The sequence below is a fragment of the Desulfovibrio sp. genome (assembly GCF_009712225.1).
GTDB lineage: Bacteria > Desulfobacterota > Desulfovibrionia > Desulfovibrionales > Desulfovibrionaceae > Desulfovibrio.
The window spans coordinates 44,928-68,432 of sequence record NZ_WASP01000003.1; the positions used below are offsets into that span (position 1 = coordinate 44,928).

Here is a 23,505-nt window from a genome sequence, read left to right on the forward strand (position 1 = left end):
CTTAGCGCAGTGTTTTGCACACTCTGATGGGTTCACAACCAATTACATCAAGGCATGCTCCACATATGCCTTCGCCGCAGCACATGGTTCGGCTAACAGCTCCAAAAAATAATGCAGTCACACCAGCACGAGCCGAAATATCCGCCGTCATTTTGGTCAAAAGCTCACCTCCAGCACAGAACACCATCTGGCAAGATATTTCCTTCATCAGTGTATGGAGAGCTTCTTTTTCGTCAGGAAAGGTCATTTCGAGAATGCGCATCTCAGATTCCGGCAAAAATTCCCTTATAAATGCGCATTCTGGTTTTCCAAGCACCACAGTGACTTGATTTCCGCCACGTAGCAGTGAATCAGCGACATTGGGAAGGACAGAAGCTGCGATGCCACCGGACACAAGAAGGCAGGATTCGCCCCTCGTCGCTGTAATACGCCTACGACCCGTTATTCCATTCCAGTACGGGCCACGTATCCACAATTCAGTTCCGGATCCACGCAGACTTCTAGTCTTCGGCCCGATTACCCTATATGCAAGTATGATAGTTTGTGTTTCTGGGTATGCTCTAACAACGGCAATAGGGGTATCAAAATGCGGATTTTCGTTACCACGAGCGAAAACAAAGCTTCCTGGCGCACGCAGCTCAGCCGCTAGGGACGGCGTAACTCGTACGGCAACTATTATTGCACCTTCATGGCGCTCCCATTGCTGAAGGATTGGAAACTTGCAGCTTTGCCGGACCTTACCTCTACCCCATTGGCTGTGAGACAAAATGCACGATCCGGCCCAATGGCAACGGCATTCGCCTTCACCGCGTAGCAGTGAGCACTCTATACATTGTCCAAGTTCCGCGAGTTGGCACGGGCAATAGGCGCTTCCGGCGTCCACACATTCTACAGGCCGTTTCACCATGGAGCGTGGGGTAACTTCGAACTTCGGTTTTGATAAGAGCTCATGTCGAAGCATGTTCGTCTCCGATGTTTTTCTCTGGCATGATTCTGTTCAGGCCAAGCACGTACGCACCAGCCAGAATGAGGATTATTTCTTCGTAGCATCCAACATGTCCAAAAATCTTAGGAATATTGACCAGAACCCAGGCAAGCAACATAAAAACAATGATATTATCCACACGTGGCATTGCCGCACTGAGAAGAGCCAGTGTAAAGATTGCTAATGGGCACGGCACTCCAGGTAGTGCAATCATGCCATGCCCACTGAGCATACCGAATACTGGAAATAAAAAAGCAAGAATGACAAAGATGAATGCTAAGAATCGTCTCAATGGAGAAACATTGAAGGTAAAATGAATTCTTCTAGCCATAATATCTATAAGAAATAGATAACCAATAGCTAGATACAGAGGGCCAGCAAAAAACTTCGCCATGGGTAGTTCACTGAAGTACATCAAAAAGCAGGCGATACCGTTAAAAATAAATATACTACTTAATATGACCTTGACGATAGCATCAGTTCTGGCTCCCTCTCGCTTGGCAATCAGAAACAATATGCCCAAGTACGCAACGATGATCAGCATCTGCACGATAAATGTGTCATCTCTAAAACTCTGAAGCGTCATCCAGAACGGTTCCATGTTTTTCATATTTGTGTCCTTTTTGACGGCATTCGACACCATGTTGATCCAACGTCATAATGCGTGCCGTTTTTATGAATATATCTTCAGGATCATGTGCAATCTGCATCATTCCAGCTCTAGATCGGAAAAGGAAATCAGCCAAATATCGTTTCATTTCGGCGCGTAGAGCGGGATCAAAACCGACAAACGGTTCATCGAGAAGCAATAGTTCCGGATCCACAGCTAGCGCTCGCGCCAGTGAAACGCGCTGTTTCATGCCGCCGGAGAGTTCCTCGGGCACCGCCTCCAGAAAATGGGCTAACCCCATATGTTCCAGCATATTCGTCGCCTTTTGTCCGGCTTGGGCGGGATCCATCCCCAAGCTGAGTAAAGGTAGCATGACGTTCTGGAGTGCGGTTCTCCACGGCAGCAGACGGGGTTCCTGAAAGACAACACCAATGCGTTGCGCTCCGATGTGGACATATCCACCTGTGGGACGCAAAATGCCCGCCGCCAGACGCAATAAAGTTGACTTGCCTACTCCGCTGCAACCTTGCAAAACTATTACTTCTCCAGGATCCAGCTGTAGGGAAAGGTCACGCAAAACATCATGTCTTGCGTAGGCAAAACCCACCTGAGAAAAAAGCACCAGAGAAGTCATCTTGCCTTCCTCTGAGATGTGTTGTGTCTGGTCAACAACAGCAGAGCCGCCTCAAGAACACCCACCAGAAGCATGCTGACCAGCGCCAAAGCGTAAAGCGCCGCAGTATCCAGATTGGTTCTGGCGATAGCTAAAGCATGGCCTAGCCCACAGGTGGCACCTATAGTTTCCGCCAGAATGGTTACACGCATCCCTCCCCCGAGGGCGATAATGGAACTTGAGAGTAAGGGTGCTGTGATAGCTGGAAGATACACATGCCAGAAGCGTTGTAAGCGGGTAATGCGGTAAACGGCGATCATTTCTTGCAGCCCGGAATCCACGGATCGGATACCTTCCACAACACCTACGTACACCGTTGGCACTACCGTTAGGGCCACAACGAAAATCACCATTTCAGAGTCAATACCGAACCAAAGCATGCCGAGCATGACCACAACTACGCCAGGCACGCTGGAAAGCATCCAGCGGGCGGGGGTAAGCGCCAAACGCAGCTGTTTGTAAAACCCAGCTGCCAGCCCTAAGCAGATCCCCGCACCTCCACCTAAAGCGATACCGCACACAAAACGCTCAAAACTGATGCGGAAGTCATCGCGCCAGAAGTCTGACTGCGAAAGGATGTCGCACAGGGCGATAAGCGTCGCCGCTGGCGATGGCATAACAAATCCCTGACAGCCCCGCGCCGCAACCTCCCATGCTCCTATAAGAACACCGCAGCCCAAAAGCCCCCAGAACATATCAGTGGCGCGCATCGGACAACCTCAGGAAGTCTTCTCCAGGCATACGCCCTCCAACAGAGGCCGGAGAAACTTCAAGTAACCGGGTGAGGAAAAAAGTCGCCATCATCGCTGCGTGGTCGCTGTCCATAATGCGTATGTCGCAAACCCGCTCTACATTCATTCCTTCAAGACTCCTGCCTAAAACAGGAAAAACATCGCCCGTAGTTTCAAGTGCCATGCGGGGGTGCTCCCTAGCATGGCTCACTCCCTCTACATAACTCGTACGGATGGCAGTTAGAGCCTCTTGACTGTCCGCCAGTGAACCAAAGACGGTAAGCGCCCCCAGCGGCATACATGGTGACTGAGGAAACGTTTCGGCCCACAGTGCACGGATATCCAGACATCCCAAAACGGGAATTCCTGAGGTATCAATCTGAATTCCAAGGGCAGACATGGCCTTTCCTGCCGCCGGTTCCACCAAGAAGGCATGCTTTGCACGACCACTACGCAGCATACCCACGGCCTCTAGAGCGCTACCCACATGGCGGGGCATGAAGCTCAGCCCGTGTTTTTTCATGAGTATGCGTAGCACAACTTCCGGCATTTCCCCTGGCCCGAAAGGCAACAGAATCTCCTCCCCATTCAGCATGTCCACGCTAGAAAATTCCTGATTCGTGGAAACAATCCAGGCTGGACCGGAAAATACGGCCACTACAGTGCAGTGCACTCCCTTGTTGTGCAACGCGGCGGCGGACGCCACCGTCATGAGTGCCACGTCCACCTTACCTTTGGCGATGAGAGCGCGAAGCTGCTCCGGTGAATTCCAGGGCGTGAACACGGCCCCTTCCCTTCCTGGTACGTGAGGAGGTAGAGTGCGCATTAACACTAGCGGAATGGCCTCGCGCACGGGTGGACCAGCAAGGCGTAGCGGAGGTTGCGCCGCGACAGAGATAGTCCAGCCCCCGCAGACCACCCAAGCAAGAAGAAGAGCGAACGCGCACGGACGGATGTTCATACCGTGCCTTCCGTCAATATCCCGGACTTACGCAGGATTGCTACTTCATTTTCACCAAAAAGCATGTTGATAGTTCGCCGTTCCAGAGAGGCGAAACCAGCCTCAAGTGCCAGCCTAGCTATGCGCCCCTCCTCAAACGAAACATCTTGGCCTTCCAACGCCAGAGAGAGGCGGGAAATAACCACCTTCTCCGGAGCGGTGCGCTCTCGGTTCAGTCCCTCGTGCAGACTGACAAAGACTCCACCGGGGTTCAGGGCGTCCAGCAGCTTTTTCATGAATGCAGGGAGGTCTTTCACAAAATACAGGCTCTGACCGGCCCATATGCAATCATAGCCGCATCCAAAGTCGATCAGATTGTAATCACCGGGATAGAACTCCGCACGCTCTTCCATGCCCGCAGCCTCGACCTCCTTTCGGGTCAACTCCAGTACAGGAGGCAAATCGCAGAATGCTCCCCGTAATGCCGCATTACGGCCCATAATAGATAAACAAATAATACCTGGTCCGCATCCAAGATCGAGAATATGGCGGAAATGCCGAAATTCCGGCAGCGACACCGCCATGTCCGCCAGTCTGCGAGATACCTCGCCCTGTTGGTAAGCAATCATGTCACGACTAGATTTTTTCCACAGATCTTTTCCGTCAATACGATCATCTTCTTTTACCGGCTGCGGCCCAGAATAGAGTAGTTCCTTCATCTTGCTGAGATTCCGGTGCTGCATGGCCTGGAGCCTACGCATCAGGTGACCTAGGTAGGTATTGGTTTCTTTGCGAAGATACATTTCGGCAAGTGCAGAATTGGCGTAGACCCCATTCTTTTTTGAGGTAAGGCCGAGAGCTGCCATAGCATCAAGGACATGGGCGAGATTTCCAGCATGCGGATTACCGAGGTGTGCCGCTATACCTTCCAGCGTACCCGTCTTGTGCAGAATATCGGGTAATTCCAACTCAAGGGCCAGATCAAGCAACGCTGTGCGCACTGAGCCGAGCATCCAGTCTGTGAGGATTGAAACATCCGGTGACGCAGAATGTCCGGATGCAATTTTTTTTTCATCGTGCATACTAAAAACTCCATGAAACAGTTGTACCGAAACTGAACGGATTGCCGTCTTCCACAATTTTGTTGCCATTAGCCACAAGTTTTTTTGTTATATAGTGTGTATCAAAGACATTCTTCCCCCAAATAGCCACGGTAAGATTTTCGCCACGGTATCCGAATTGAAGATTGACTGTATTGTATCCAGGATCGCTAAGTGTATTTTCAGCGTCGAAATACTGTTTTCCAGATCCGAGATATTCCGCTTGCGCAAAAAAGCCGGATGGATGTGTATAACCAACGCCTAGGTGATACGTGAGGTCTGGTGCCCAAGGCAGACGATTGCCGCTATAGTTTTTTCTTCCACCACTGGGAGTGGACACCGTCCACTCGTCAATTTCAGAACGGGCATATCCAACGCCACCACGCAACTCCCAGCCCTCAAGTGGGTATGCCCTGACCTCTAGTTCGACGCCGGAGGTATGAGCCTTTGCAGAATTGGTGAATTTCCATGTACCGATGCCTGCAGATGGAACTTCTTCCCGAACCTGTTTGTCTCTGATGTCAGAATAAAAAGCGGAAACATTGGCTTGTAATTTGTTATCCAGCCAGTGTGTTTTCAGCCCAAGTTCGTAGTTGGTGCTGTATTCCGGTTTATAATAAAATGTATCTTTTGAACTGGCTGAAAAAACATTAAAGCCTCCTGGCAGATAGCCTTGGGACCATGATGCATACGTGGTCAGGTTGTCTGTAACGTCGAGAGAGGCGGAAGCCATGGGAAGGAACTCCGTGTAGCGAAAACCTTTTTCATACGCACGCCGCTGCCCTGCACCGGTTTTATATGTTTGTTCACCGTCTAAGCCCGTATATTCAGCCCGTAGACCTGCCGTCAGCCGAAAGGCATCCGTAATGGCATAGGTGGCCTGCCCGAAAAGTGCCCCCGTTGTTTCCGTGTAGTCCGTATGCAGATATGTGGTTGCAGCGGCCCGTCGGCGAATTCGGTTCATATCCGTATTCATGGAGGTTTTGCCCAAAAAGAGCCCGGCTACCCAAGAAAGCCTCTGCTTACCTACGGAAGAAAAACGCAGCTCTTCTGAGATATTGCGCTGATTAATACTCATGTCGGACACGCCCAGAGGTAACGGCGTTCTGTCAAGATCAGACAACATCTTGTATTTGTAATCTAAATAGCTGGTTATTGATGTTGTTCTAACATGCTCGCCAGTATGTGTGATGGTGAACGCAGGAATCACAAGATCAGACGAAGCCTCGTCTGGGGCGTCGGAGCGAATTTTATACCGTCCGCTACGGTATGGCCCGGTGGACAAGCGCATACTGCCTATGCCATCGTCACTGTGTGTGGCATCCAATGACATGCGCACATCCAACGCATCCGTAGGGGTGAGTCGTAAAACCACTCGTCCCGAATCAGCCTTGTGTCGTGCCGCTTGATCTTTCTGTTTATATTCGTTGCGGACAAAGCCATCCGTTTGATGGCGAAGATAGCTTCCTGAAAAGTACACCTTGTCCTCAAGCAATGGCCCAGCCGCAGAAGCCCCCAGACGAAAGGTGTTATGATTCCCAAATTCCGTAAAAAGTGATCCCCGTAACTTGTTGTCCGGTGTGCGCCGCACAAGGTTGATCACCCCCGATTCACTGTTTCTGCCATAAAGAGTTCCCTGCGGACCGCGCAACACCTCAATGCCTTCCATGTCATGCAGGTAGATGTTCTGCATGTAGGACAAAGGATACGGCACCCCATCCACATAAAGCCCCGCTGGAGAATGTAGCGCCGTATCCCAGGTGGACATGCCGCGAATGACAATTTCATTACCGGAGCTAGTGCTTTTCATATGGACGTTGGGAAACATTTTTGTAGCGTCCTGCAAGGTTTCAGCCCCCTGATTTTCCAGATCGATATCCGAAGCCGTGGAGACGCTGCCTGCAATCTCCCGGAGCGCCTGTTCACGCTTAGTGGCGGTAACGGAGATCGCTTCCAGCGTATAGGTATCAGCGGGCTGCGGTTGTGATTCTGCCGCATGGGCGCTTTCGAATAGAAGAAAATAACTTAGGATTCCTCCTAAAATGTAATGACGCATGGCGTGTCACCTCTCCCCGGCGTGTGCTACTTTTAATTGAATTTGATTTTCCTTTTCATTAAACTAGAAAAAAGAGTCTTGCTAACCGTGGAAAGGTCAAAAAATATCCCCAGCGGGGTATCGCCGGGGTCGTTGAGGAATGTATGGGATTAGGACAAGATTTGACGCTTTTCGCCGGTCCTGGTTTTTACCGAACCTGCGGAACAGATTCTTTTATGCTCAGGCCGGGCCTTGTGTTGCAGCTTTCTCAACTTTCGCCCACAGATCCGTTGCATATGGAATTTGAAATTCAGAGTTCTCCGCTCATATTCGGGTTTATGCTCACTGGATCGAACCATTGTAGCTACAAGCATGGAGCGCTGAGCGGAACAACGCAGTTGCACACCAGCGGAAGTAATAGCATCACATATCTTTCAGACACAGTAGGGAATATGAGGTGCAAAGGTGGCATGCGTAGATTAAGTATTATTATGGATAAAGATTTCCTTTATCCCTATCTTGTGGCGGAACATACCAACATACCAAAGCAACTGGAACGTGTGTTTGAAGGCCGCAAAACAGCATTTCAGTGGATAGGCAAAAACAGCGCTCAAAAAATCCGTCTTATAGCAGATATTGTAACAAGCGCCTATGCGGGAACCCTGCGCAAACTGCATATGGAAATTCGAACACTTGAACTAATAGAAACACAGCTTATCGAATATCTTGCCACCCAAAATGGCTACGAACGGACAGTATCCCTATCGCCATCAGATGTACGACGCATAAAGGAAGCCAGGGAATTATTGGTGCAGGATATGGAAAGTCCACCAACACTTGCGCAATTGGCGAAGATGGTAGGTGTCGGTGAAAAAAAACTGAAGGTGGGCTTCAAGCAGGTCTTCGGTCTACCTGTGTTCGAATACTTCAGGAACTATCGCATGGAGGTTGCTCGCGAACTGCTTGCCGCAGGTGACATGAATGTCACAGAGATCGGTGTGCATATCGGCTACCAAAGTCTGAGTCATTTCAGTCATGAATTTTTCAAGCGCTACGGTGTGACACCTAAAAAATTTCAAAGTGGAAAAGGCAATAAAAATATTCTTTGAGCATAGGGATCGCCTTGTACAATGGTTATCTATTGAGTGAGTGTTTAGAACACAGCCCTACCTTTCTACCTTCAAGGTAAAAGACATGAAGATAGGGGCTGCTTCCGACCAGAATTGAGGCCCCCCTGCTCTTTTTCGCGCTACGGAGAGGCTCCTGAGTAAACAGCCCCGCATGCATGATGCTTTCTTAAAGACCGTCAGATAGAGCGAGATCGGGGCGCGTGGCCCGCAGAATTTCTGAGTTATCTAAAAATGACTACGGCACTTGGGAATGGTGCAGGATGCTTCGCGCCTTCAAAACGTACCCGTCCACGCAAAAAATGAATGTCGCCGTAGGGCATTACAAACGCATGCCACCAAGCGGTATCTGTTCTGGCCGGGAGAAGGCAGACAATGCGCTCTGCGTTTCTCTGGTGTATTTCTTCCACCGCCTTGGCTATCCAGCGGCCAGTTTCACGGCCATACGGGGGATTCATCCAACATACTCCATGCCAACACTGTATCAGGCCGTTGGTTGCTGGCGAAAAAAACGTCCTGCACTTGGCATTTTCCCAAGTGGCGCACACATCCAGGGTAAAAGGCCCGTGAGAAATATCCCACACGTGGAACAGTTCCCAAGGCGTTGCCCACTCCATTTTTTTACTGGAGAAATGCACGTTCATAAGGACAACTCCCGCGCTTTCCCACGTTCCTGGCCTTTATCCTGCGCAACCCCCTTTTGCAAAACGATCCCCACTTGCCGTTTCACCTCATCCAGCCCACGGGACTGGTGCAGATCGTTAAAATCCGTCAGTCCCCTGGCCCGCTCTTCATCGGTGAAGATCGGAGCCACGACCTTGCCGCCGACCTCTTGAGCGGCCTTCTGCGCCAGTTCCACGCCCTTGTTCCAGGGTTCCACGCCGTCCGATGTGCGGCGTGTGTGTTTGTGGTCATTGTCCGCGCAGATGATAATAGCGGCATTGGGGAATTTTTCCCGCAGCTTTTTGGCTACAGGTTCCAGATTTCCCGCGTCAAAGGCCACAGCCACGGGTTTTTCCGTTGCCATGTGCAGACTCGCGCCGGTTGCATAGCCTTCGGCCAGGATGATATCCCCTTGAGAAAGGTCTTTCCCCGGCTCGGCAATCAGGTGGAAGTTGCCGTTTTTCTCCATCCCGTACATGAAGCTTTTTGCACCTTCCGGGGCAATGGTTTGCAAGCCACGCAACTCCTTGTCCACAGTCATCACGGGCACAAGAAGGTTGCCGACCACGTCCTCACGCACCCCGAAAGGCTGAACGCCCTTGGCTTGTAGATAGGGATTCTCGTTTGTGGCCCAATCATAAGCGATCCATTCCGTATACGCTTCCCGCGCCGCTCTTTGCTGGCGCTCCAGAATAAGCCGCTGCCGCTCCTCGCTTTTTTGTGCAATTTCGTCGTGTTGGGCTTCCAACTGCTCTTTGGTCAGCGTATGGCCCGTGGCAACCCAGGTTGTTTTGCCGCTGGTGCTGAAATTCTGCATCCAGCCGGCAGGCCGTTCATCCAGATAGCCGCAGTATGCGCCGTCCAGGTCACCGCCGCTTCTGCCGATGAGTGGCACACGATGGATATGCCCGTCCATAATCGGAGCTTTGCCGCGCAGATCAAGCCCGGCATTTTCCAAAGCCCGCGCAAATTCCTCTTGTGGAAGCATGAACGGTTCCGGCACGGGAGCCTTTTCCAGCGTCATTTCAGGAACCCAGGTCGCCAACGGAGCAATGTCAGTGCCTTCCGGTGCGTACCAGAGCTTGTTATCCTTGTCCCACTTCGCGCCGAACTTCTTTGCCCGTTCCTTTTCCTTGTAGGGAACGGCGAGAAAAGTTTTCTCCTTGGCTGGAGCCGTAGGAACGCCCATAGCGGCTATGCGCTCATCCTTTTCAAGAGATTTGCCGCGTTGCGCGGTCTTTTCCAGCTGCACCGTCTGTCCCGGGGCCTCCTGCTGAAGTTCCTTTTTCCGCTCCAGGTCAAAGACGTATTCTTTGATCCTTTCCGCGTCGCGGCAGGCCCGCACAATTTCGTAGGGGTCTTCTTTCAGGGCTTGAATCCATGACTGCACATAGGCGGCATGTTGGCCGGGATCGTGGCCGATGCCGATTTCCTGTCCGAGCATCCATGAGGCGATTTCCGCCCGCAACTCTTCCCGCGCATACGTTTCCGAACCAAAGGGGCCAAACTCGCGGTTCAGGCGCTTTTCTTCGCCTGTCCAGTGGCCCAACTCGTGCAGAGCCGTTGCGTAGTATTTATCCGGCGCGTCAAAGTTTTCCTTGGGCGGCAGATGAATGGCGTCTTCCATGCGCCGATAGAAGGCCCGGTTACTCTGGTCGTGCTTGATCGCCGCGCCGGAGGCGGCAAGGATGTTTTCCGCCTTTTCTATGGGCTCCCACGCATAGGCTTTATCTGTCAGCTGGAGCGGAGGAATGCCGTCAACCTGTTCAGCGTTGAAGATATAGGCGAAGCGGACAATGGGCTTGTCCAGCTCCACTTTTTCTTTTTCCGGCTTGCCGTCCGCACCAAAGACGGGTTTGCCCTCTTTATCTAGCTTGTCCTTTTCCGCAATGAACTGAAAATAGACTACCGGTGTGGCCTTGCTGCCGGGCAAAATGCTGTAGCCGTGGTCATTGGCCTGTTTCAGCGTCATCCAGCGCGGGTCGTCATAGCCGGAAAGCGCCAGATGCACCCGGTTCATGCCCCGGTACACCGTGCCGGAGACGGGATTGTGGGGAACCAGGGAGGCTTTTCCCAGCGTCCAAGGTACTTGCCACGGGGCCGTTCCTTCTTGAAGGCGCTCAATGATCTTGCTAGCAAACTCTTCATGGAACGGGGGCCGCTTCGGCTTCTGCGGCTTCTGAGTGCCGGTTTTGGTGTTAGCCGACATAGACCACCTCCCCGGAATCGGTGACGGTCAAAAGGCCGTCTTCCACCATGTCGGCCAGCGTAATGGCCTCTTCGGGGAAAGCGCCCATGTAGTCCGCAACGTCAGGGTCAAGCGGGACGCCGTAAATCACGGAATCGCCTTCAATCTGCTGCGCAATGGCCTTTGCCGCAGCGCGTAAATATTCTTTGTTGTGCATGGTCATTTTCCTTTTTTAAGACGGCTAAACCTCTTGCTTTTTATAGAGCTGTGCTTAACTATTAAGACAAGTTTGTTCTTTTCAGCATCCCTGGATGAGTAACCCCACCATAGTGAGAGAAAGGATTGTTGAAGCAGCGGTTAGAGATTCGTTTTGGAAATTCACCTTTAATGCCCGATGGGAGGGTCAGATGAAGAAGACTATTAAATTCTTTACAGGCCTGCTCTTCGTAGGCCTGTTGGCAACTGGACTGTCTGTTGAGCATACAACTTGGCAGGCACAAACAATCACAACTAACAGCATGACTATCTCTCCTAGGGGTGCTTAAAAGAGCGAACACAAGGACTCCTTTCAAGGCCCGCATGTTTCAAGGCATGATGGCCTTTTTCATTTTCGGGCCAGAGCCAAACAGCCTCCACCCGCTGGAGTCTGTCCAACGGAACGAACCCGAAATAGCGGCTGTCAAAACTGCCGGGATGATCGGCCAGCACCAGGGCCATGCCGGGAGGAACGACGCCCGGCATCAGAACTGGCGATATGGAGCGCCCTTGGCTGTCCACGGAACGGATCGGGAATGCGGACGGATCAACAGACTCCCCCGGCAGCGCGGCCAAACGCTTGAGCAGGGGCCGCAGGCCGGAGGGGCAGGAACCAGGCTCCAGATAGCCACGTTCCAAAGCCAGCTCCGCGAACTCACCTTGCAGACAAACACTCACCAGATCGTTTTTCTCTGGAAGGCCGGGAGCAAGGCGGTAGATGCCCATGGGCAGTGACGGCGTGGGATTGAAGCGCAGGCCCACGCCGGAGGCCAGGGCAAACGTCAGCGCGAGCCACACCCCAATGAACAGCACCCGCCGCGTCAGGCTACGCAACGAAGTACTGTTCACTGAAAGCCTCGTTCTTTTCAGGGGGAGCCGCGACAACAGGCGTTGCCGAGTACCACGCCGCAGGGCGCGGCTCGTAAAGAGAATCCGTTATGCCGCTTTGGTATTGGGGTGTGAGGCCGGGAACCGGAATCTTTGCGCGGGCCGAGAACACAGGGTCAAAGAAATAGAGAATTTGCCGACCGTAGATAGGCGATTGCCCGGCTGTGAAAATCAGCATATCGCCGGGCTTTACTACCTTGCCTTGAGAATCCTTCTCCGGGCCGGGGAGCCTCATGCACTCATCCGGCGTAAGCAGAGGCCGGGCTGTTTCGGAGACGTTGACCGAGGCGTTTTTCATATGCCCGGTTCTGGAGCCAGAGAGAGAAACCTTTTCTTCCACAACAGTGGTTTTGCCCGTCATGTCGGAAAGGGTTTTGGCCGTTTCAATGGTGTTCGGCGCGTAGGCAATACGGACATGGCAGTTTGCCATGAGCGCGTTGTCCTTGCCATACTCCCGCCGCTTCTTTGCTTTTGGTCACGATCTGTCGCGACTTTTGTAGCAGGGAGCGTTTGAATTCTATCTCCGTGCGGCTTTGCCCGGCTTCCGGCTGGCCGCTGGCGGTGTAGGCCCGCGCAATGGATTTTCCGTTATCTTCACTGTCCAAAATACGGAGATGCAGATACCACGAGGATTTTTCACCTTTCTCGAAAATGGCATCCAACGTGTAGGCTATTGCCAGAGTGTCAGTTTGCGCATCGGGAATCAGGGTGAAGCCCTTTGTGCGCAAACCATTTTCAAAGGCTTGGGCAAATTTATTGCCCTCGTCCTTGGCCGGGACGAGGTGAACGGAGGTATGCCCCGGAGGGTACAGACTTGAGAGGCAGTCCACGGCATCGGCGGCGATAGCGGCAACGGCGTTACCCTCCGGCAAAGGCCCGCAATAGGAACCCATAGGCTCGCGCCCTGCACAGCCCGAAGCCAACAACACCAGAAGCAGCAATGGGAAAATGACTATGCGCATCACTTTTTTCCCCTTATGACTTCCACTTTTTCCTGATCGCCATCCACGCCGACAATGAGCGCGATCCGCTCAAATAAGCCGTCCACAATCATGGCCGAATTCTTCACCCGGTAATTGACCAGCACTTCACGGCTCCCTTTGCGGACGAGCAAAACGGGCATTTCCCCGGACGCGGTTTTCTCCGGCAGCCGGATAACGGTTTGCCGTCCATCATCATATACCCGCTCTGGCTTCCAAGCGGCTTTGCCCTTCACCTCATAACGGAAATTGAGTTTAGATAAATCCGCCTGCTGGCCATCCACAGTGGTGGAGTTCCATTCGCGCTCTTTGGTTTCTTTCTCTTGCCGGGCCGCGCGTTGACGGTTCAGCGAGTCCGCATAGAGGAAACCGACATAGGGCGTGTGGCCTTTGCGCTGTGATACAAGACGCAGATGGTACACTCGGCGGTTTGTGGTGATCACCGTGGAGCTTTCAAGCCCCGCATCCACGGGCTTGATGAACAAATGCACCCTGGCGTCAGGGCCGGAACCCGCTGAACCCGATTCCACCATCCAGCGGGCCGAATCGCCCACCACGATTTCATTGACCACCTCTCCGGCTTCAAGCTCCACATCCGAAACCTGCATGGGCGTTGCCACAATGGTGGGCAGGCTGGCCCCGTGGACGTACACCACCTTGCCGCCGCCGGACAGAACCGGATCAACATTCTGCCGCGCCCAGTCATCGGAAAGGCTGAGAGCCTTTCTTTCCTTCGGGGTCAGCGGCACGACCTTGGGGCTAATATAGTCGATTTCCTGTACAGATTGGCTGGCGCTCATGCCGCCCAGGGGCGGCGGGTAGCCGGGGGGAATGTCCTGGGCCGCCAACGCGGTTCTTGCGCAGAGCGTAAAGGCAAGAAGCAGAAACAGTATCTTTTTCATGAGAAGCCTCATTCCTGATTGTTTTGCGGTTTGACGGGAGCCGGAGTACCGACCACTTTGCCAGCGGACAGCGCCGTAATGTAGACGCCGCCCGGATTGCGGAGCAGAACAGCGTCCACCGTGGGCGGGTTGATCTGGATTGTCACCGTGGCCTCATAATTGTGGGAATCCAGCATGACGCCCGCATGACTGCGGACGGTTTCAACCCATTCCACCCGGTAGGAATCGGTACTGACCGGCAGCGGCAGCCCCTTGATTTCCACATGCACCAACTTGCCGCTTTTGGCGATTTCATAAGGATTATTTGCTTCGTACCATTGACGCAAAACGCCTTTAGCGCTTCCGGCCATGAAAAAGGAAAGCCGCTCGATCATTTTTTGCTGGAGTTCCACGTCCGCCGTGACCGTGCGCCAATCACTGACGCACTTGGCAATTTCCGCTTGGATCAGCCGCTGCGGGGTTTTGCTAGCCACATCCGCCCGCGCCATAACCGCCGCTTTGCCGAGAGCGTCCACTTCGATAATGTAGGGAATGGTCTTTGTCTGGCTTGCCTGTATGACGTTGCCAGTGATGGAAACGCCGGTGATGAGCAGACAGAGGAAGGCGACCATACGCCATTGCGCGGCACGGTTGATATAAGATCCGTAGCGTTCAAGCCACTCTTCGCGTCCGTCCAGGTAGGGGCTTCCCCCTTTTTCCCGCACGGGTAGTTTCACTTGTGATTTGAAAAAAGGCATAGATACCGCCTTATGTGTCGTTATTCATCTTGGCACGTTCAAGCCGGTCCTGCATTTCAGACCGGGTACGGGTACTGAGGGCTTTTTCGCCGGAAGCCTTAGCATCCTGCCGCGCTCCCCATAGCGATTTCGCCATGTGCGCCGCTTTGCTCAGGCCCCTAGCCCCGTCCATGCTTGCCACCTTGGCCGCGTCTTTCACGCTCTGAACGGTGTTGCTCCCGGCGACCATCGTGCCGAGAGTCGCCCCTCCCACGGCGGCAGCCGAGGCTGTAAGCGCCGCGCCGCTGGAAACGTGGGAACCGTTGATAATGCCCGCACAGACATCTGGCAGGGATTTAACCAGGGCCAGCAGCACCACGGACGCGCCAATGACCACAAAAATATCCTGCAATTCCGCAGTGGACGTGGAAAAACTCTCGATAAAGGCAATGCCCACCCCAAGCACGAGCTGCATAACAAAGAGTTTGAAGGCCACGGCCAGAACGTAGCGGATCGCGTTGACGGCATAATCCTTGAGAAAGGCGCTACCGCCGAAACCGACCAGGATAACAGCCGCCGCCATTGCCACCATTGCTTCGCACTTGATGAACACCACTTGCGCGGAAATGAGCGCGAAGCAGACAATGATCACCAGGGCGGCAATGAGCAGGGCTATGGAGTTGCCCGGCGACCAGACGGAAAGTTTATCCAGCACCAGTTTGACGAGTTGCATTCCGGTCAGGAACGGAGACTCTGAAGAATAGTCGCCGGGGGTCAGTTCCCTGCCGATTGCGCCGAGGCCGTTGATCAGGTTCCACGACCATTCCTTGTAATAGGTGATAACGGCCATGAAAAACCCGGCCATGAGCAGGAGCATGACAAACTGTTTCAGAATGTCGCCAAGCTGATCGCGGTTGAGCGCTGCTTTGATGCCAAGAAAGCACACCTCCAGAATGACCAGCCCGCGGAACACAACCAGGGCGTACCGCTTCAAGGTCGGCTCCCAGGTGCTTGTTTTGTTGTAAAACTCATGCACCAGCTTGGAGACGAAATCTTCATCAGCGGCATGGGCCAGTTCCGGCAGGAGCAGAATCGCCAGCGGAGGGAGGCAGAGCACGGCCAGAAGCAGCAAATATTTTTTCATGGTCGCCGCCTAAAAAGGGTCTGGCTTGGCTTTCGCACTGCCGATCCGGTTTGTTTTCAATGTGTCCCGCCATGCCTCTTGGGCCATCTGGCTTTCTTTCTCCGCCTTCATCTGACTGGCTAAGTTGGACTGCACCTGTGTGGCCATGAGTTCGCGGAGCTGCCGGGCCTCCTGCACCTGGAGGGCGGAAAGCTGGTTCCCCGCCATGATCGCCTTTTGCTGGCCGTCCGGCGTGGAAAGCAATTCCTCAAGATAGGACTGGAAGCGCCCGGCATCCTTTTGCAAATCGTCAAGCTGGTGGCCGGAAAGCTGAAACGTGGCCTGTGAAGCCTGATCCACGGTTGCAGACCACTTGTCCCACTGCTGTTGATATTGTGCGTTGGCGGCTTCAACCTGTGCCGGGCTGGCCCCGGCCAGCTCTTCGAAAAGCGCCTGTTCGGGAAACAGGGAATTGAACACCTGTCCAAGCCCCACAATATCGCCGCGCAGCGTCTTGAGGTTGCCGGAGAGGTTGGCAAGGCGGGTCAGATTGCCTTTGAGTTCATTCACCAGATTGGCCGGGAGTTGCGCGGTGTTTTGCAGCATATTGGCGTACTGCTCGATATTCTGCTGCACCATGCGGATTTGCTGGGCCGTTTGCGTTACGGACTCGTGGTATTCACTGATAAGCGTGGAAAGTTGCTCCATGTTTGTGGCGCGATCCAAAGCCTGCAACAGACTGTTGCTGCAATTCACGCACGAAACAGTCAGGGCATGGGCTGGCGTGGCGAACATGCACATGAGGGACAAGACGGACAGTAACTTTTTCATAGAAACTCCTTGTTATGCCGCGCCGCGTTCCCGCAGCCATTCGTACTGCCAGCCGCCGGAACCATATTCCGCAGCAAGCGCCTGAATCCGGGCAAGGCTCTCCTTATCGGAGGAGCCGACAAAGGCCAGCGTCTTGGGGCCAAGGGCAAGTTGTACTTGTCGCCTGCCGAGGGGCGAGACAACGTAATAGTCGCGCTTGGGCGTGGCGCGGGCGATAATGTTGATCTGGGTTTCGTTTAGGCCCATGCCCACATAGAGTTCGCGTGGCGCCTCTTGCGCGGCGGTGATATTGGGCAGGAAGATTTTTGTGGGGCAGGATTCGGCCAGTACATCCAGAATGCCGGAGTTTTTGGCGTCCGAGAGGCTTTGCGTGGCGAGGATTACCGCGCAGTTGGCCTTACGCATGACCTTCAGCCATTCGCGTATTTTCTCCCTGAATATAGGGTGGCCGAGCATGATCCAGGCTTCATCCAGCACAAGGATGGTCGGCGTTCCGTCCAGTGACGTTTCAATGCGGTGAAAGAGATAGGTCAGAACCGGAATCAAGTTTTTGTCGCCCAGGCTCATGAGTTCTTCAATCTCAAAGACCATGAACGGTGAAAGCGTCAGATCGTCCGTGTCCGCATCCAGCAGCCGCCCCATTGCCCCTTGCGCGGTATAGTGCTGGATAGCATCCTTAATCTGGTGTTCCTGAACGATGTGGAAAAAGCTGGTCAGGGAACGCAGATTGTCAGGCTGTGCCGACAAATCCAGCATGGCCGCGTGAATGGCGTTGCGGTGCGTGGGCATGACCGTGATGTGTTGCAACTCCATGAGGGAAGCGATCCACTCTTCCACCCAGGCCCGTTCCGCTTCGGAATCAATGCGCAGAAGCGGCGCGAATGCCAGACCTCCCGCAAGGCGGTCAGCGTTGCCGAGATTGTAATGCGTCCCGCCGGAGCCGAGGCAGAGCGGAAACATGCTCATACCCTTGTCAAAGGCAAAAATGCGGGCGTTTGCATAGCAGCGGAATTGTGCGGCCAGTGTTGCCAGCAGTGTGGACTTGCCCGCGCCGGTCGGCCCGAAAATCAAGGTGTGGCCGAGGTCGCCCACATGGATGTTGAACCAGAACGGCGTAGATTTATCCGTTGTCAGCACAGCCAGGGGTCGGGAGTTGGACGGATAAAACGGGCAGGGGCAGACGGGAGAACCCGTCCAGACCGAGGCCAGGGGCAAAAGATCAGCCAGGTTCAGCGTATTGACCATAGGCCGCCGCAGATTGGCGTAGCCGTTGCCCGGATGCGTTCCAAGCCATGCTTCCAGGGCGTTGATAGTTTCAACCCGGCAGCCGAAGCCAAGCGTCTGGATGTTCCGGCGCAGTTCCCGCGCCCAATCTTGGAGCTGCTCCTGATTTTCGTGCATCAACACAATGCAGGAAGTCAGGTAGCCAGCCCCAACATAGCCGCCCTGCACTTCGGTCAGGGCGTTTTCCGCGTCTTCGGCCATGAGCAGCGCGTCACGATTGGCGCGGGCGTTGGGGTTGTTAAAAAACTGGTCAAGAAAGCGATACACTTGTTGCCGCCACCCCTTACGGTAGGAGTCTATTTCCTTGGTGGCATCGTACTGGTCAAGGCAGATAAAGCGGGTGGAAAAGCGGTACTCCAGCGGAAGCGATTCCAAATCCGCGAACATGGCCGGGAAGGATTCTTGTGGCAGCCCGTCAATGGAAAGCAGCGCAAGGTGTTTTCCGCCAAGCCGGGGAATGACGCCACCGACCAGATCATTGCTGGCAAGAAGGTGATCCAGATACATGGCCCTTTCCGGTACGCGCAGCGGGTGCAGATCTCCGGAAACGCATTGCTGGATATGGGATAAAAGGTCAGATTGCGTCCAGGCTTCGCCATCATCGCCATACGCTTCATATTCCGAGAGCCGCTGCATGTGCAGAACGGAAGACAAAGCGTCTTCCAGTTCTTCCAAGGTGTTTTGGAACTGGCCCAGTGCTTTTTCCAGAATCGGAGAAGAAATACCACCCGCCTGAACCTTTCCGACTAGTTTCGCAGTTTCAAAATTCGGCCTGTAGGTGACGGAAAAAATGGTGCTGGTGCTGAAACAGCGGTTTCCACTGAAAAAGGCCCGGCGTTCATCGTCAATGAGCTGCGTCACCGGATCGGGGAAATGCCCTTTCTCCGGCGCGGGGTAGGCCCGATGGCTGCTGCGAATGGAATCCACATGCAGCATCCAGCCCGTCCCGAGCAACCGAATCGCGTTGTTGAACTGTGCGGACACGAAGGCCAGTTCATCAGGCGTGGAGCTACCCGTGTCCTGTCCCCGGATTTCCCAGCTAGCCAGAAACGAGCCGTCTTTATTGAGGATGACGCCCGGTGCGATCAGAGCGGCATAAGGGAGCAAATCCGGCAAGCCTTTGGCTTTAGAGCGGTAATCTATGAGTTTCAGCATGTGAAACCCCCTACAGCCCGCCAGCGACTTGCCTTTGCCGGGTAAAACTCCTGTTGCTTGATATGCCGTAGCCAAACCCGGCTCATAATCGGATCAGCCTTTGCCATGCGCCGGAGCACAAACACGGCAACAATCCAGAAAACGACTGCGGAAACTATGGAAACAGCCGTCAGACCGCCCACGCCCACCAGCAGCGCGATAAGGGCACTGGTCATCACCAGTTCCCTTTCCGCGCCGAGGATATGGGCGTGACGGTGCAAGGATTGATGGATAGGAAGCGGCCTGCTCATATGACCGCCCCGGAGAAAGAGAAGACACTGTTAACGATGCTGGCAGCAAACGCGATGAAAGAAATGCCAAAAACCACGGATAAAAGCAGCTTGAAACCGCCGCTGATGTCGTCCTTGTTCATGATAAAAATGACGCCGCATAGGGCCATAGCTACAATGGAAATCCATTTACCCGCAGGCCCGGTAATGGTGTTTACCACCCGTTCCAGAGGGCTGGAAAATTCCGTGATGCCGCCCGATGCCAGCGCCAGTTCAGGGCAGGCCAGCAGGCAGAGGGCCAAAAGGCCGAAGAGGGAAGGGAAAAGAGACGGTTTACGACCGGAAGTCTGAAGGCTGTGCATGACGATCTCCATTGTGGAGGCCGTCATTTCCCGATTGGGGCGGCGCGAGGTTGGGGCGTACAGCCCGCAAGACGATTCTGCTTTTACAGCGAGGGCAGAAAAGCTCGATTTCTCCAGCTTCAATGCAGCCCTTTGCCAGAAGTTTTTTGCACTTACCGCAGCGAAAAGTGCCGGGGCCGTGCGTCTGTTCAGTGCTCATGCGCCATGTTCCGCCTTTACGTTGTACAAATACTCTGTGTGATAGGTGTCCGTTTTCGGGTCAAAGCCGTCCACACGCAGGATGTTGGCTATTTGCCGCCGATTGTCCGGGGTCTTTTCCATGAAGACCACCAGATCAACCGCCCGGCCTATCAACTTCTGCTTGGGGCCAAGGCCCGCTTCCTCAACCAGTTCTTCCAGCCGGGGAAGGGCTTCTTCCGCGCTGTCCGCGTGAAACGTGCCCACCCCGCCCGGATGCCCCGTATTCCACAGTTTCAGGAGTTCCAGGGCGGCGGCGTCCCGCACTTCACCTATGAGTATGCGTTTGGGAGCGTAGCGCATACTGACTTTCGCCAGCTTCCGCATATTAACGTCGGCAATGACCGAAGTACGGAAAAACACGGCGTTGGGGCTTTTGGATTGCAGTTCCGCCGTATCCTCTATGATGATCAGGCGGTGTGACGGCGTGAGCGTGGAAACTGCGTCAATGACCGCATTGACGAAGGTGGTCTTTCCGCTGGAGGTTCCCCCCACCACCACGATATTCCAGCGCCGGAGCACGGCGTCATGGATGATTTCAATCACCCGCGCCGTGATGGAGCCGGAGTCCAGGTATTCCTGGAGCGTAAACACGCGGCTGGCCTTTTTGCGCAGCGAGAATGAAGGCCCAGGCCCGACAATGGGCGGAAACGTCCCTTCAAAGCGGGAACCGTCCAGCGGAAATTCGCCTTCCACTATGGGACTCTTTTCATTGACCGTCAGATTGAGGCCACTTGCCACCTGAGAAAGAATCAACCGACTTTGAGCAGGCGGAACCGTGCCGACACATTCATGGTCTTGCCCGTACTTTTCAATCCAGAGTGTACCGTCAGGGTTGAGCATGATTTCTATGACTTCCGGGTCTTCCAGCGCGTTCATAAACACAGGCCCGCAGGAATGGCGCAGCCCGGCCAGCAGCCGGGGATCATCACAAGCCCGTAGCATCAGCGCACCGCCTTCAAAATGAACACAGCCACATTCAACAGCGCGGACAGGCCCACAACCACGGCAGCAAGGGTCACATTGCTCTTGAAGGTTGCAAGCCGGGCCGCATGGTCGTCAAAAACCTTGCGGATGCCTTCAACAGAAGCCGAGGACAGGCTTGTGGAAAGCTGGTTCACCACCGTTTGCACACCGGCAACATAGGCGTCCGTTTTTTCGGCCATGAGCCGGGTCAGCCCCTTTTCGTGCCGGGCCTGGAGCTTGTCCACTTCCGTCAGATAGGCGTTGAGTATTGTAGCGATCATCAGCGTGGCGTCATCTTTCGGCAGCATCACGTCATGGGCCTTGGACACCACGGAACGGATTTGTTCCAGGGTAAGGCCCACTCCCGGCGCGTTGCCCAATTCCGCTTCAAGAGGCGTAGGAGCGTCAGCTTCTTGTGACATAGCCCCCCTCACGCGATAGCCGCGTTATTCACGGCTTCCACCAATTCGTTCCGGTAGCGTTGCAGGCGGGAGCGCACCACTATGGACTGGCCGGAATTGATAGCAGTCTCAAAGCTCTGGCGCTTGGCGAACAGAGTTTCCAGGTCTTTGCCGATGGTGGCCTTGTTGCCTTGAGGGATGGTGATTATGGCGTGGAATTGCCCAGCGAACTCCTGATAGACCTTAAATTCCTCAAAGGGGCGGCCATCCATGACGATTTCCCCGAAATAGGGATTCAGCCAGACCACAATGGGCGTTGTCGGAAAGCCGAGGGCCAGGGAACGCAGGCCGAGAACCGTATCTCCAATGGCCTGCCCGCCCGTGATGACCGAATGAAAAAATACGGCGTGTCCGCCTTCTTCCAACATGCCGATAATGCTGTTTTCTTTGATATAGCCGTTGAGAGCCAGGAAAGAGGACGCGCCGTTGTCCACAATGACGTGGGTTTCCGGCTTTTGCTCCATGATCGTGTCGATCAGCGTATCGAACTGGCGAGGGTCAATGTCACCGTTTTTCAAAATATCAAGGCACGTCACCTCAAATTCCTTGAATCCGGCCAGTGTCGCGTTCACCGGGTCGGTATCGAAGGCAGCGACCTTTTTACCGAGCAGGCGCAACACCTGATACAAAATCGACGCAATCATGGATTTGCCCACGCCGCCCTTGCCCTGCTGGATGAAATGCACTGTTGCCATCGCATAGACTCCTATGGGGTTAAATGCCGTCTTCCAGGCTCATTTTGCGCGGGTCGGGAAACGGCTCTTTGACGGCATTGACGATCCGGGGGCCGGTCGGAAGCGTTTTTGACGCTGACGGTTCTGCGGCATTGGCTGATCCTTGATCTTTAGGGACGCTTGGAGCACCAGTCTGAATTTTTTTCTGCATGATCTGGCAAAACGTGACATAGGCCATAGAAATGTGCTTTTTTCCTGTCAGCCGTTCATGGATCAGCTTTTTGGAATAGCCTTGAGCCAGAAGCAATTTTATCTCTTCCAACTGCGCCAGAAATTGCACATAGGCCATTGAGCGCCGCAAGGGCTCATTCTTGGGCATGGCCCGACTCGCAGCCGCGTTGAATTTCCCGCAATTTTGTGTCCAACAACACCTCAATGCGTGAGGGGAGTTCTTCCCCTCTTTCGATTTTTCGCCGTATTTTCCTGTAGTGTCTTGATGTGTATCCAAGTATTTCAGCTACTTTTTCATGCGAGCCAAACTGAATAAAAAGCGAATTGACCGCGTCACACATAGGATTTCTCCTAATTTTTATAACAAGAATTTCTTTTGCAATATACCTTTATTTTCTTGTAGACAAGGTCAAAAAATCCGGGTAGAAAAAACACGCACTATTGCAATTTTTAAGGAGCTGCCATGAATGGCGATCATTTTTCCCAGAAGGTAGAGCGAGCATTTGTAGAGATTGTCATCGAGAGAGCCGAAAGAAAGGGCTTCAAGAAGGGCGAGTTTGCGGCGCAAATTTGGCCGGAAATGTCACCAAAGGCAGCGGCTTCGCGGTGGACTTCCATACGACTCAAGGCGTCCAATACCGGGAAGCCTCAATCGGTATCGATTGCGGATGCTCAGCGCATGGCAGCAGTAATAGGAAAAGAGTTAAGCTACTTGTTGGCGATTGCGGCAGAGCGGGCCAGCGGACAGAAGTGAATATGCTGACAAAAGGAGTTGGGTCATGACACGGCAGCAGACGGAAAAAATGAAGGCATACGAGGAAAAGGCGAAAGAATTGGTATCCCTGACCCTCAACGTATGTGAGGAGAGATTGACGCAGCCTGTGGAGCCTACCACGCTCCAGGGGGATGCTTTGGCGTCCGCCGCAATGAGTGTTCGGGAGTCCGTGAATACGTTTATTGCCGTTTCTCGGCTTTCCGTCGAGGAAAAGTAGGTATATTTTTTTGGTCTACTTCACAAGAAATTCTTGTAAAATAAACCATGTTTTCATGACGTAAAATCTGCCACTGTTGCGCTATCAAACACCGGCGGAGCCTTTACCGCCTGCTCGTCTGGAGGAA

General features: G+C 53.7%; 28 protein-coding genes. 3 read left to right on the forward strand and 25 right to left on the reverse strand.

Translation table 11 applies throughout. The features are described from left to right. Position 1: 1 nt before the first annotated feature. The 7 genes from F8N36_RS01245 to F8N36_RS01275 form a co-directional block, all read right to left on the reverse strand. Positions 2 to 394, reverse strand: coding sequence for a hypothetical protein (locus F8N36_RS01245; RefSeq protein ID WP_291330932.1), 393 nt, complete (start codon positions 392 to 394; stop codon positions 2 to 4). A gap of 553 nt (positions 395 to 947) precedes the next feature. Beyond that, complete coding sequence (locus F8N36_RS01250; RefSeq protein ID WP_291330933.1) at positions 948 to 1,595, reverse strand: DUF6064 family protein; 648 nt, start codon at positions 1,593 to 1,595, stop codon at positions 948 to 950. Then, positions 1,552 to 2,229 (reverse strand): ABC transporter ATP-binding protein, encoded by a 678-nt coding sequence (locus F8N36_RS01255; protein ID WP_291330934.1) that lies wholly within the window; start codon positions 2,227 to 2,229, stop codon positions 1,552 to 1,554. The genes F8N36_RS01250 and F8N36_RS01255 overlap by 44 nt, the downstream gene beginning before the upstream one ends. After that, positions 2,226 to 2,978, reverse strand: a complete 753-nt coding sequence (locus tag F8N36_RS01260) for an ABC transporter permease subunit (RefSeq protein ID WP_291330935.1) — start codon at positions 2,976 to 2,978, stop codon at positions 2,226 to 2,228. The genes F8N36_RS01255 and F8N36_RS01260 overlap by 4 nt, the downstream gene beginning before the upstream one ends. Beyond that, on the reverse strand, positions 2,965 to 3,783 hold the full coding sequence (locus tag F8N36_RS01265; protein ID WP_291330936.1) for a hypothetical protein: 819 nt from the start codon (positions 3,781 to 3,783) through the stop codon (positions 2,965 to 2,967). The genes F8N36_RS01260 and F8N36_RS01265 overlap by 14 nt, the downstream gene beginning before the upstream one ends. Before the next feature lie 173 nt (positions 3,784 to 3,956). Next, the gene (locus F8N36_RS01270) at positions 3,957 to 5,021 is read right to left on the reverse strand and encodes a class I SAM-dependent methyltransferase (protein WP_291330937.1); all 1,065 of its coding nucleotides are present in this window, start codon (positions 5,019 to 5,021) and stop codon (positions 3,957 to 3,959) included. A 1-nt stretch (position 5,022) separates the two neighbouring features. Further along, positions 5,023 to 7,095 carry a TonB-dependent receptor gene (locus F8N36_RS01275; RefSeq protein WP_291330938.1) on the reverse strand — a complete coding sequence of 691 codons (2,073 nt, stop codon included), beginning with the start codon at positions 7,093 to 7,095 and terminating at the stop codon, positions 5,023 to 5,025. 143 nt (positions 7,096 to 7,238) lie between these two features. Here F8N36_RS01275 and F8N36_RS01280 point away from each other — a divergent pair, with 143 nt between their 5' ends. After that, positions 7,239 to 8,183, forward strand: coding sequence for an AraC family transcriptional regulator (locus tag F8N36_RS01280; protein WP_291330939.1), 945 nt, complete (start codon positions 7,239 to 7,241; stop codon positions 8,181 to 8,183). Positions 8,184 to 8,425: 242 nt separating this feature from the next. On the opposite strand, the gene F8N36_RS01285 is transcribed toward F8N36_RS01280, so the two are convergent. The 18 genes from F8N36_RS01285 to F8N36_RS01370 all read right to left on the reverse strand — a co-directional run bounded on the left by F8N36_RS01285 (position 8,426) and on the right by F8N36_RS01370 (position 22,534). Continuing rightward, positions 8,426 to 8,845 carry a DNA N-6-adenine-methyltransferase gene (locus tag F8N36_RS01285; RefSeq protein ID WP_291330940.1) on the reverse strand — a complete coding sequence of 140 codons (420 nt, stop codon included), beginning with the start codon at positions 8,843 to 8,845 and terminating at the stop codon, positions 8,426 to 8,428. Beyond that, the gene (locus tag F8N36_RS01290) at positions 8,842 to 11,073 is read right to left on the reverse strand and encodes a zincin-like metallopeptidase domain-containing protein (protein WP_291330941.1); all 2,232 of its coding nucleotides are present in this window, start codon (positions 11,071 to 11,073) and stop codon (positions 8,842 to 8,844) included. The genes F8N36_RS01285 and F8N36_RS01290 overlap by 4 nt, the downstream gene beginning before the upstream one ends. After that, entirely contained in the window at positions 11,063 to 11,269 is a 207-nt protein-coding gene (locus F8N36_RS01295) for a hypothetical protein (protein WP_291330942.1), read from the reverse strand. The genes F8N36_RS01290 and F8N36_RS01295 overlap by 11 nt, the downstream gene beginning before the upstream one ends. Positions 11,270 to 11,583: 314 nt before the next feature. Then, positions 11,584 to 12,156, reverse strand: coding sequence for a conjugative transfer signal peptidase TraF (traF, locus tag F8N36_RS01300; RefSeq protein ID WP_291330943.1), 573 nt, complete (start codon positions 12,154 to 12,156; stop codon positions 11,584 to 11,586). Next, positions 12,134 to 12,625 (reverse strand): type IV secretory system conjugative DNA transfer family protein, encoded by a 492-nt coding sequence (locus F8N36_RS01305; RefSeq protein WP_291330944.1) that lies wholly within the window; start codon positions 12,623 to 12,625, stop codon positions 12,134 to 12,136. Before F8N36_RS01305 ends, traF begins: the two co-directional genes overlap by 23 nt. Further along, positions 12,579 to 13,157: a hypothetical protein gene (locus F8N36_RS01310; protein ID WP_291330945.1), complete on the reverse strand. Its 579-nt coding sequence runs from the start codon at positions 13,155 to 13,157 to the stop codon at positions 12,579 to 12,581. Before F8N36_RS01310 ends, F8N36_RS01305 begins: the two co-directional genes overlap by 47 nt. Further along, entirely contained in the window at positions 13,157 to 14,077 is a 921-nt protein-coding gene (trbG, locus tag F8N36_RS01315) for a P-type conjugative transfer protein TrbG (RefSeq protein ID WP_291330946.1), read from the reverse strand. The genes F8N36_RS01310 and trbG overlap by 1 nt, the downstream gene beginning before the upstream one ends. 8 nt (positions 14,078 to 14,085) lie before the next feature. Beyond that, entirely contained in the window at positions 14,086 to 14,814 is a 729-nt protein-coding gene (locus tag F8N36_RS01320) for a type IV secretion system protein (protein ID WP_291330947.1), read from the reverse strand. Positions 14,815 to 14,824: 10 nt separating this feature from the next. Next, the gene (gene trbL / locus F8N36_RS01325; protein WP_291330948.1) at positions 14,825 to 15,937 is read right to left on the reverse strand and encodes a P-type conjugative transfer protein TrbL; all 1,113 of its coding nucleotides are present in this window, start codon (positions 15,935 to 15,937) and stop codon (positions 14,825 to 14,827) included. Positions 15,938 to 15,946: 9 nt separating this feature from the next. Beyond that, positions 15,947 to 16,747, reverse strand: coding sequence for a P-type conjugative transfer protein TrbJ (trbJ, locus tag F8N36_RS01330; RefSeq protein WP_291330949.1), 801 nt, complete (start codon positions 16,745 to 16,747; stop codon positions 15,947 to 15,949). 12 nt (positions 16,748 to 16,759) lie between these two features. Beyond that, positions 16,760 to 19,186, reverse strand: a complete 2,427-nt coding sequence (locus F8N36_RS01335) for a conjugal transfer protein TrbE (protein WP_291330950.1) — start codon at positions 19,184 to 19,186, stop codon at positions 16,760 to 16,762. Next, positions 19,180 to 19,476 (reverse strand): conjugal transfer protein TrbD, encoded by a 297-nt coding sequence (gene trbD, locus F8N36_RS01340; protein ID WP_291330951.1) that lies wholly within the window; start codon positions 19,474 to 19,476, stop codon positions 19,180 to 19,182. The genes F8N36_RS01335 and trbD overlap by 7 nt, the downstream gene beginning before the upstream one ends. Further along, positions 19,473 to 19,817: a TrbC/VirB2 family protein gene (locus F8N36_RS01345; protein WP_291330952.1), complete on the reverse strand. Its 345-nt coding sequence runs from the start codon at positions 19,815 to 19,817 to the stop codon at positions 19,473 to 19,475. Before F8N36_RS01345 ends, trbD begins: the two co-directional genes overlap by 4 nt. After that, positions 19,789 to 20,016: a Com family DNA-binding transcriptional regulator gene (locus F8N36_RS01350; protein ID WP_291330953.1), complete on the reverse strand. Its 228-nt coding sequence runs from the start codon at positions 20,014 to 20,016 to the stop codon at positions 19,789 to 19,791. The genes F8N36_RS01345 and F8N36_RS01350 overlap by 29 nt, the downstream gene beginning before the upstream one ends. Continuing rightward, complete coding sequence (gene trbB / locus F8N36_RS01355) at positions 20,013 to 20,999, reverse strand: P-type conjugative transfer ATPase TrbB (RefSeq protein WP_291330954.1); 987 nt, start codon at positions 20,997 to 20,999, stop codon at positions 20,013 to 20,015. The genes F8N36_RS01350 and trbB overlap by 4 nt, the downstream gene beginning before the upstream one ends. Next, positions 20,999 to 21,442, reverse strand: a complete 444-nt coding sequence (locus tag F8N36_RS01360; RefSeq protein ID WP_291330955.1) for a hypothetical protein — start codon at positions 21,440 to 21,442, stop codon at positions 20,999 to 21,001. The genes trbB and F8N36_RS01360 overlap by 1 nt, the downstream gene beginning before the upstream one ends. A gap of 8 nt (positions 21,443 to 21,450) precedes the next feature. Next, positions 21,451 to 22,176 carry a conjugal transfer protein TraL gene (locus F8N36_RS01365; protein WP_291330956.1) on the reverse strand — a complete coding sequence of 242 codons (726 nt, stop codon included), beginning with the start codon at positions 22,174 to 22,176 and terminating at the stop codon, positions 21,451 to 21,453. Positions 22,177 to 22,195: 19 nt separating this feature from the next. Continuing rightward, positions 22,196 to 22,534, reverse strand: a complete 339-nt coding sequence (locus F8N36_RS01370) for a TraK family protein (RefSeq protein WP_291330957.1) — start codon at positions 22,532 to 22,534, stop codon at positions 22,196 to 22,198. A 315-nt stretch (positions 22,535 to 22,849) separates the two neighbouring features. Between F8N36_RS01370 and F8N36_RS01375 the strand changes: the two genes are divergently transcribed. Together F8N36_RS01375 and F8N36_RS01380 are read left to right on the forward strand one after the other, a co-directional pair. Continuing rightward, positions 22,850 to 23,140: an immunity protein gene (locus tag F8N36_RS01375; protein ID WP_291330958.1), complete on the forward strand. Its 291-nt coding sequence runs from the start codon at positions 22,850 to 22,852 to the stop codon at positions 23,138 to 23,140. Positions 23,141 to 23,165: 25 nt separating this feature from the next. After that, positions 23,166 to 23,378, forward strand: coding sequence for a hypothetical protein (locus F8N36_RS01380; protein ID WP_291330959.1), 213 nt, complete (start codon positions 23,166 to 23,168; stop codon positions 23,376 to 23,378). The last annotated feature ends 127 nt before the right edge of the window (positions 23,379 to 23,505 follow it).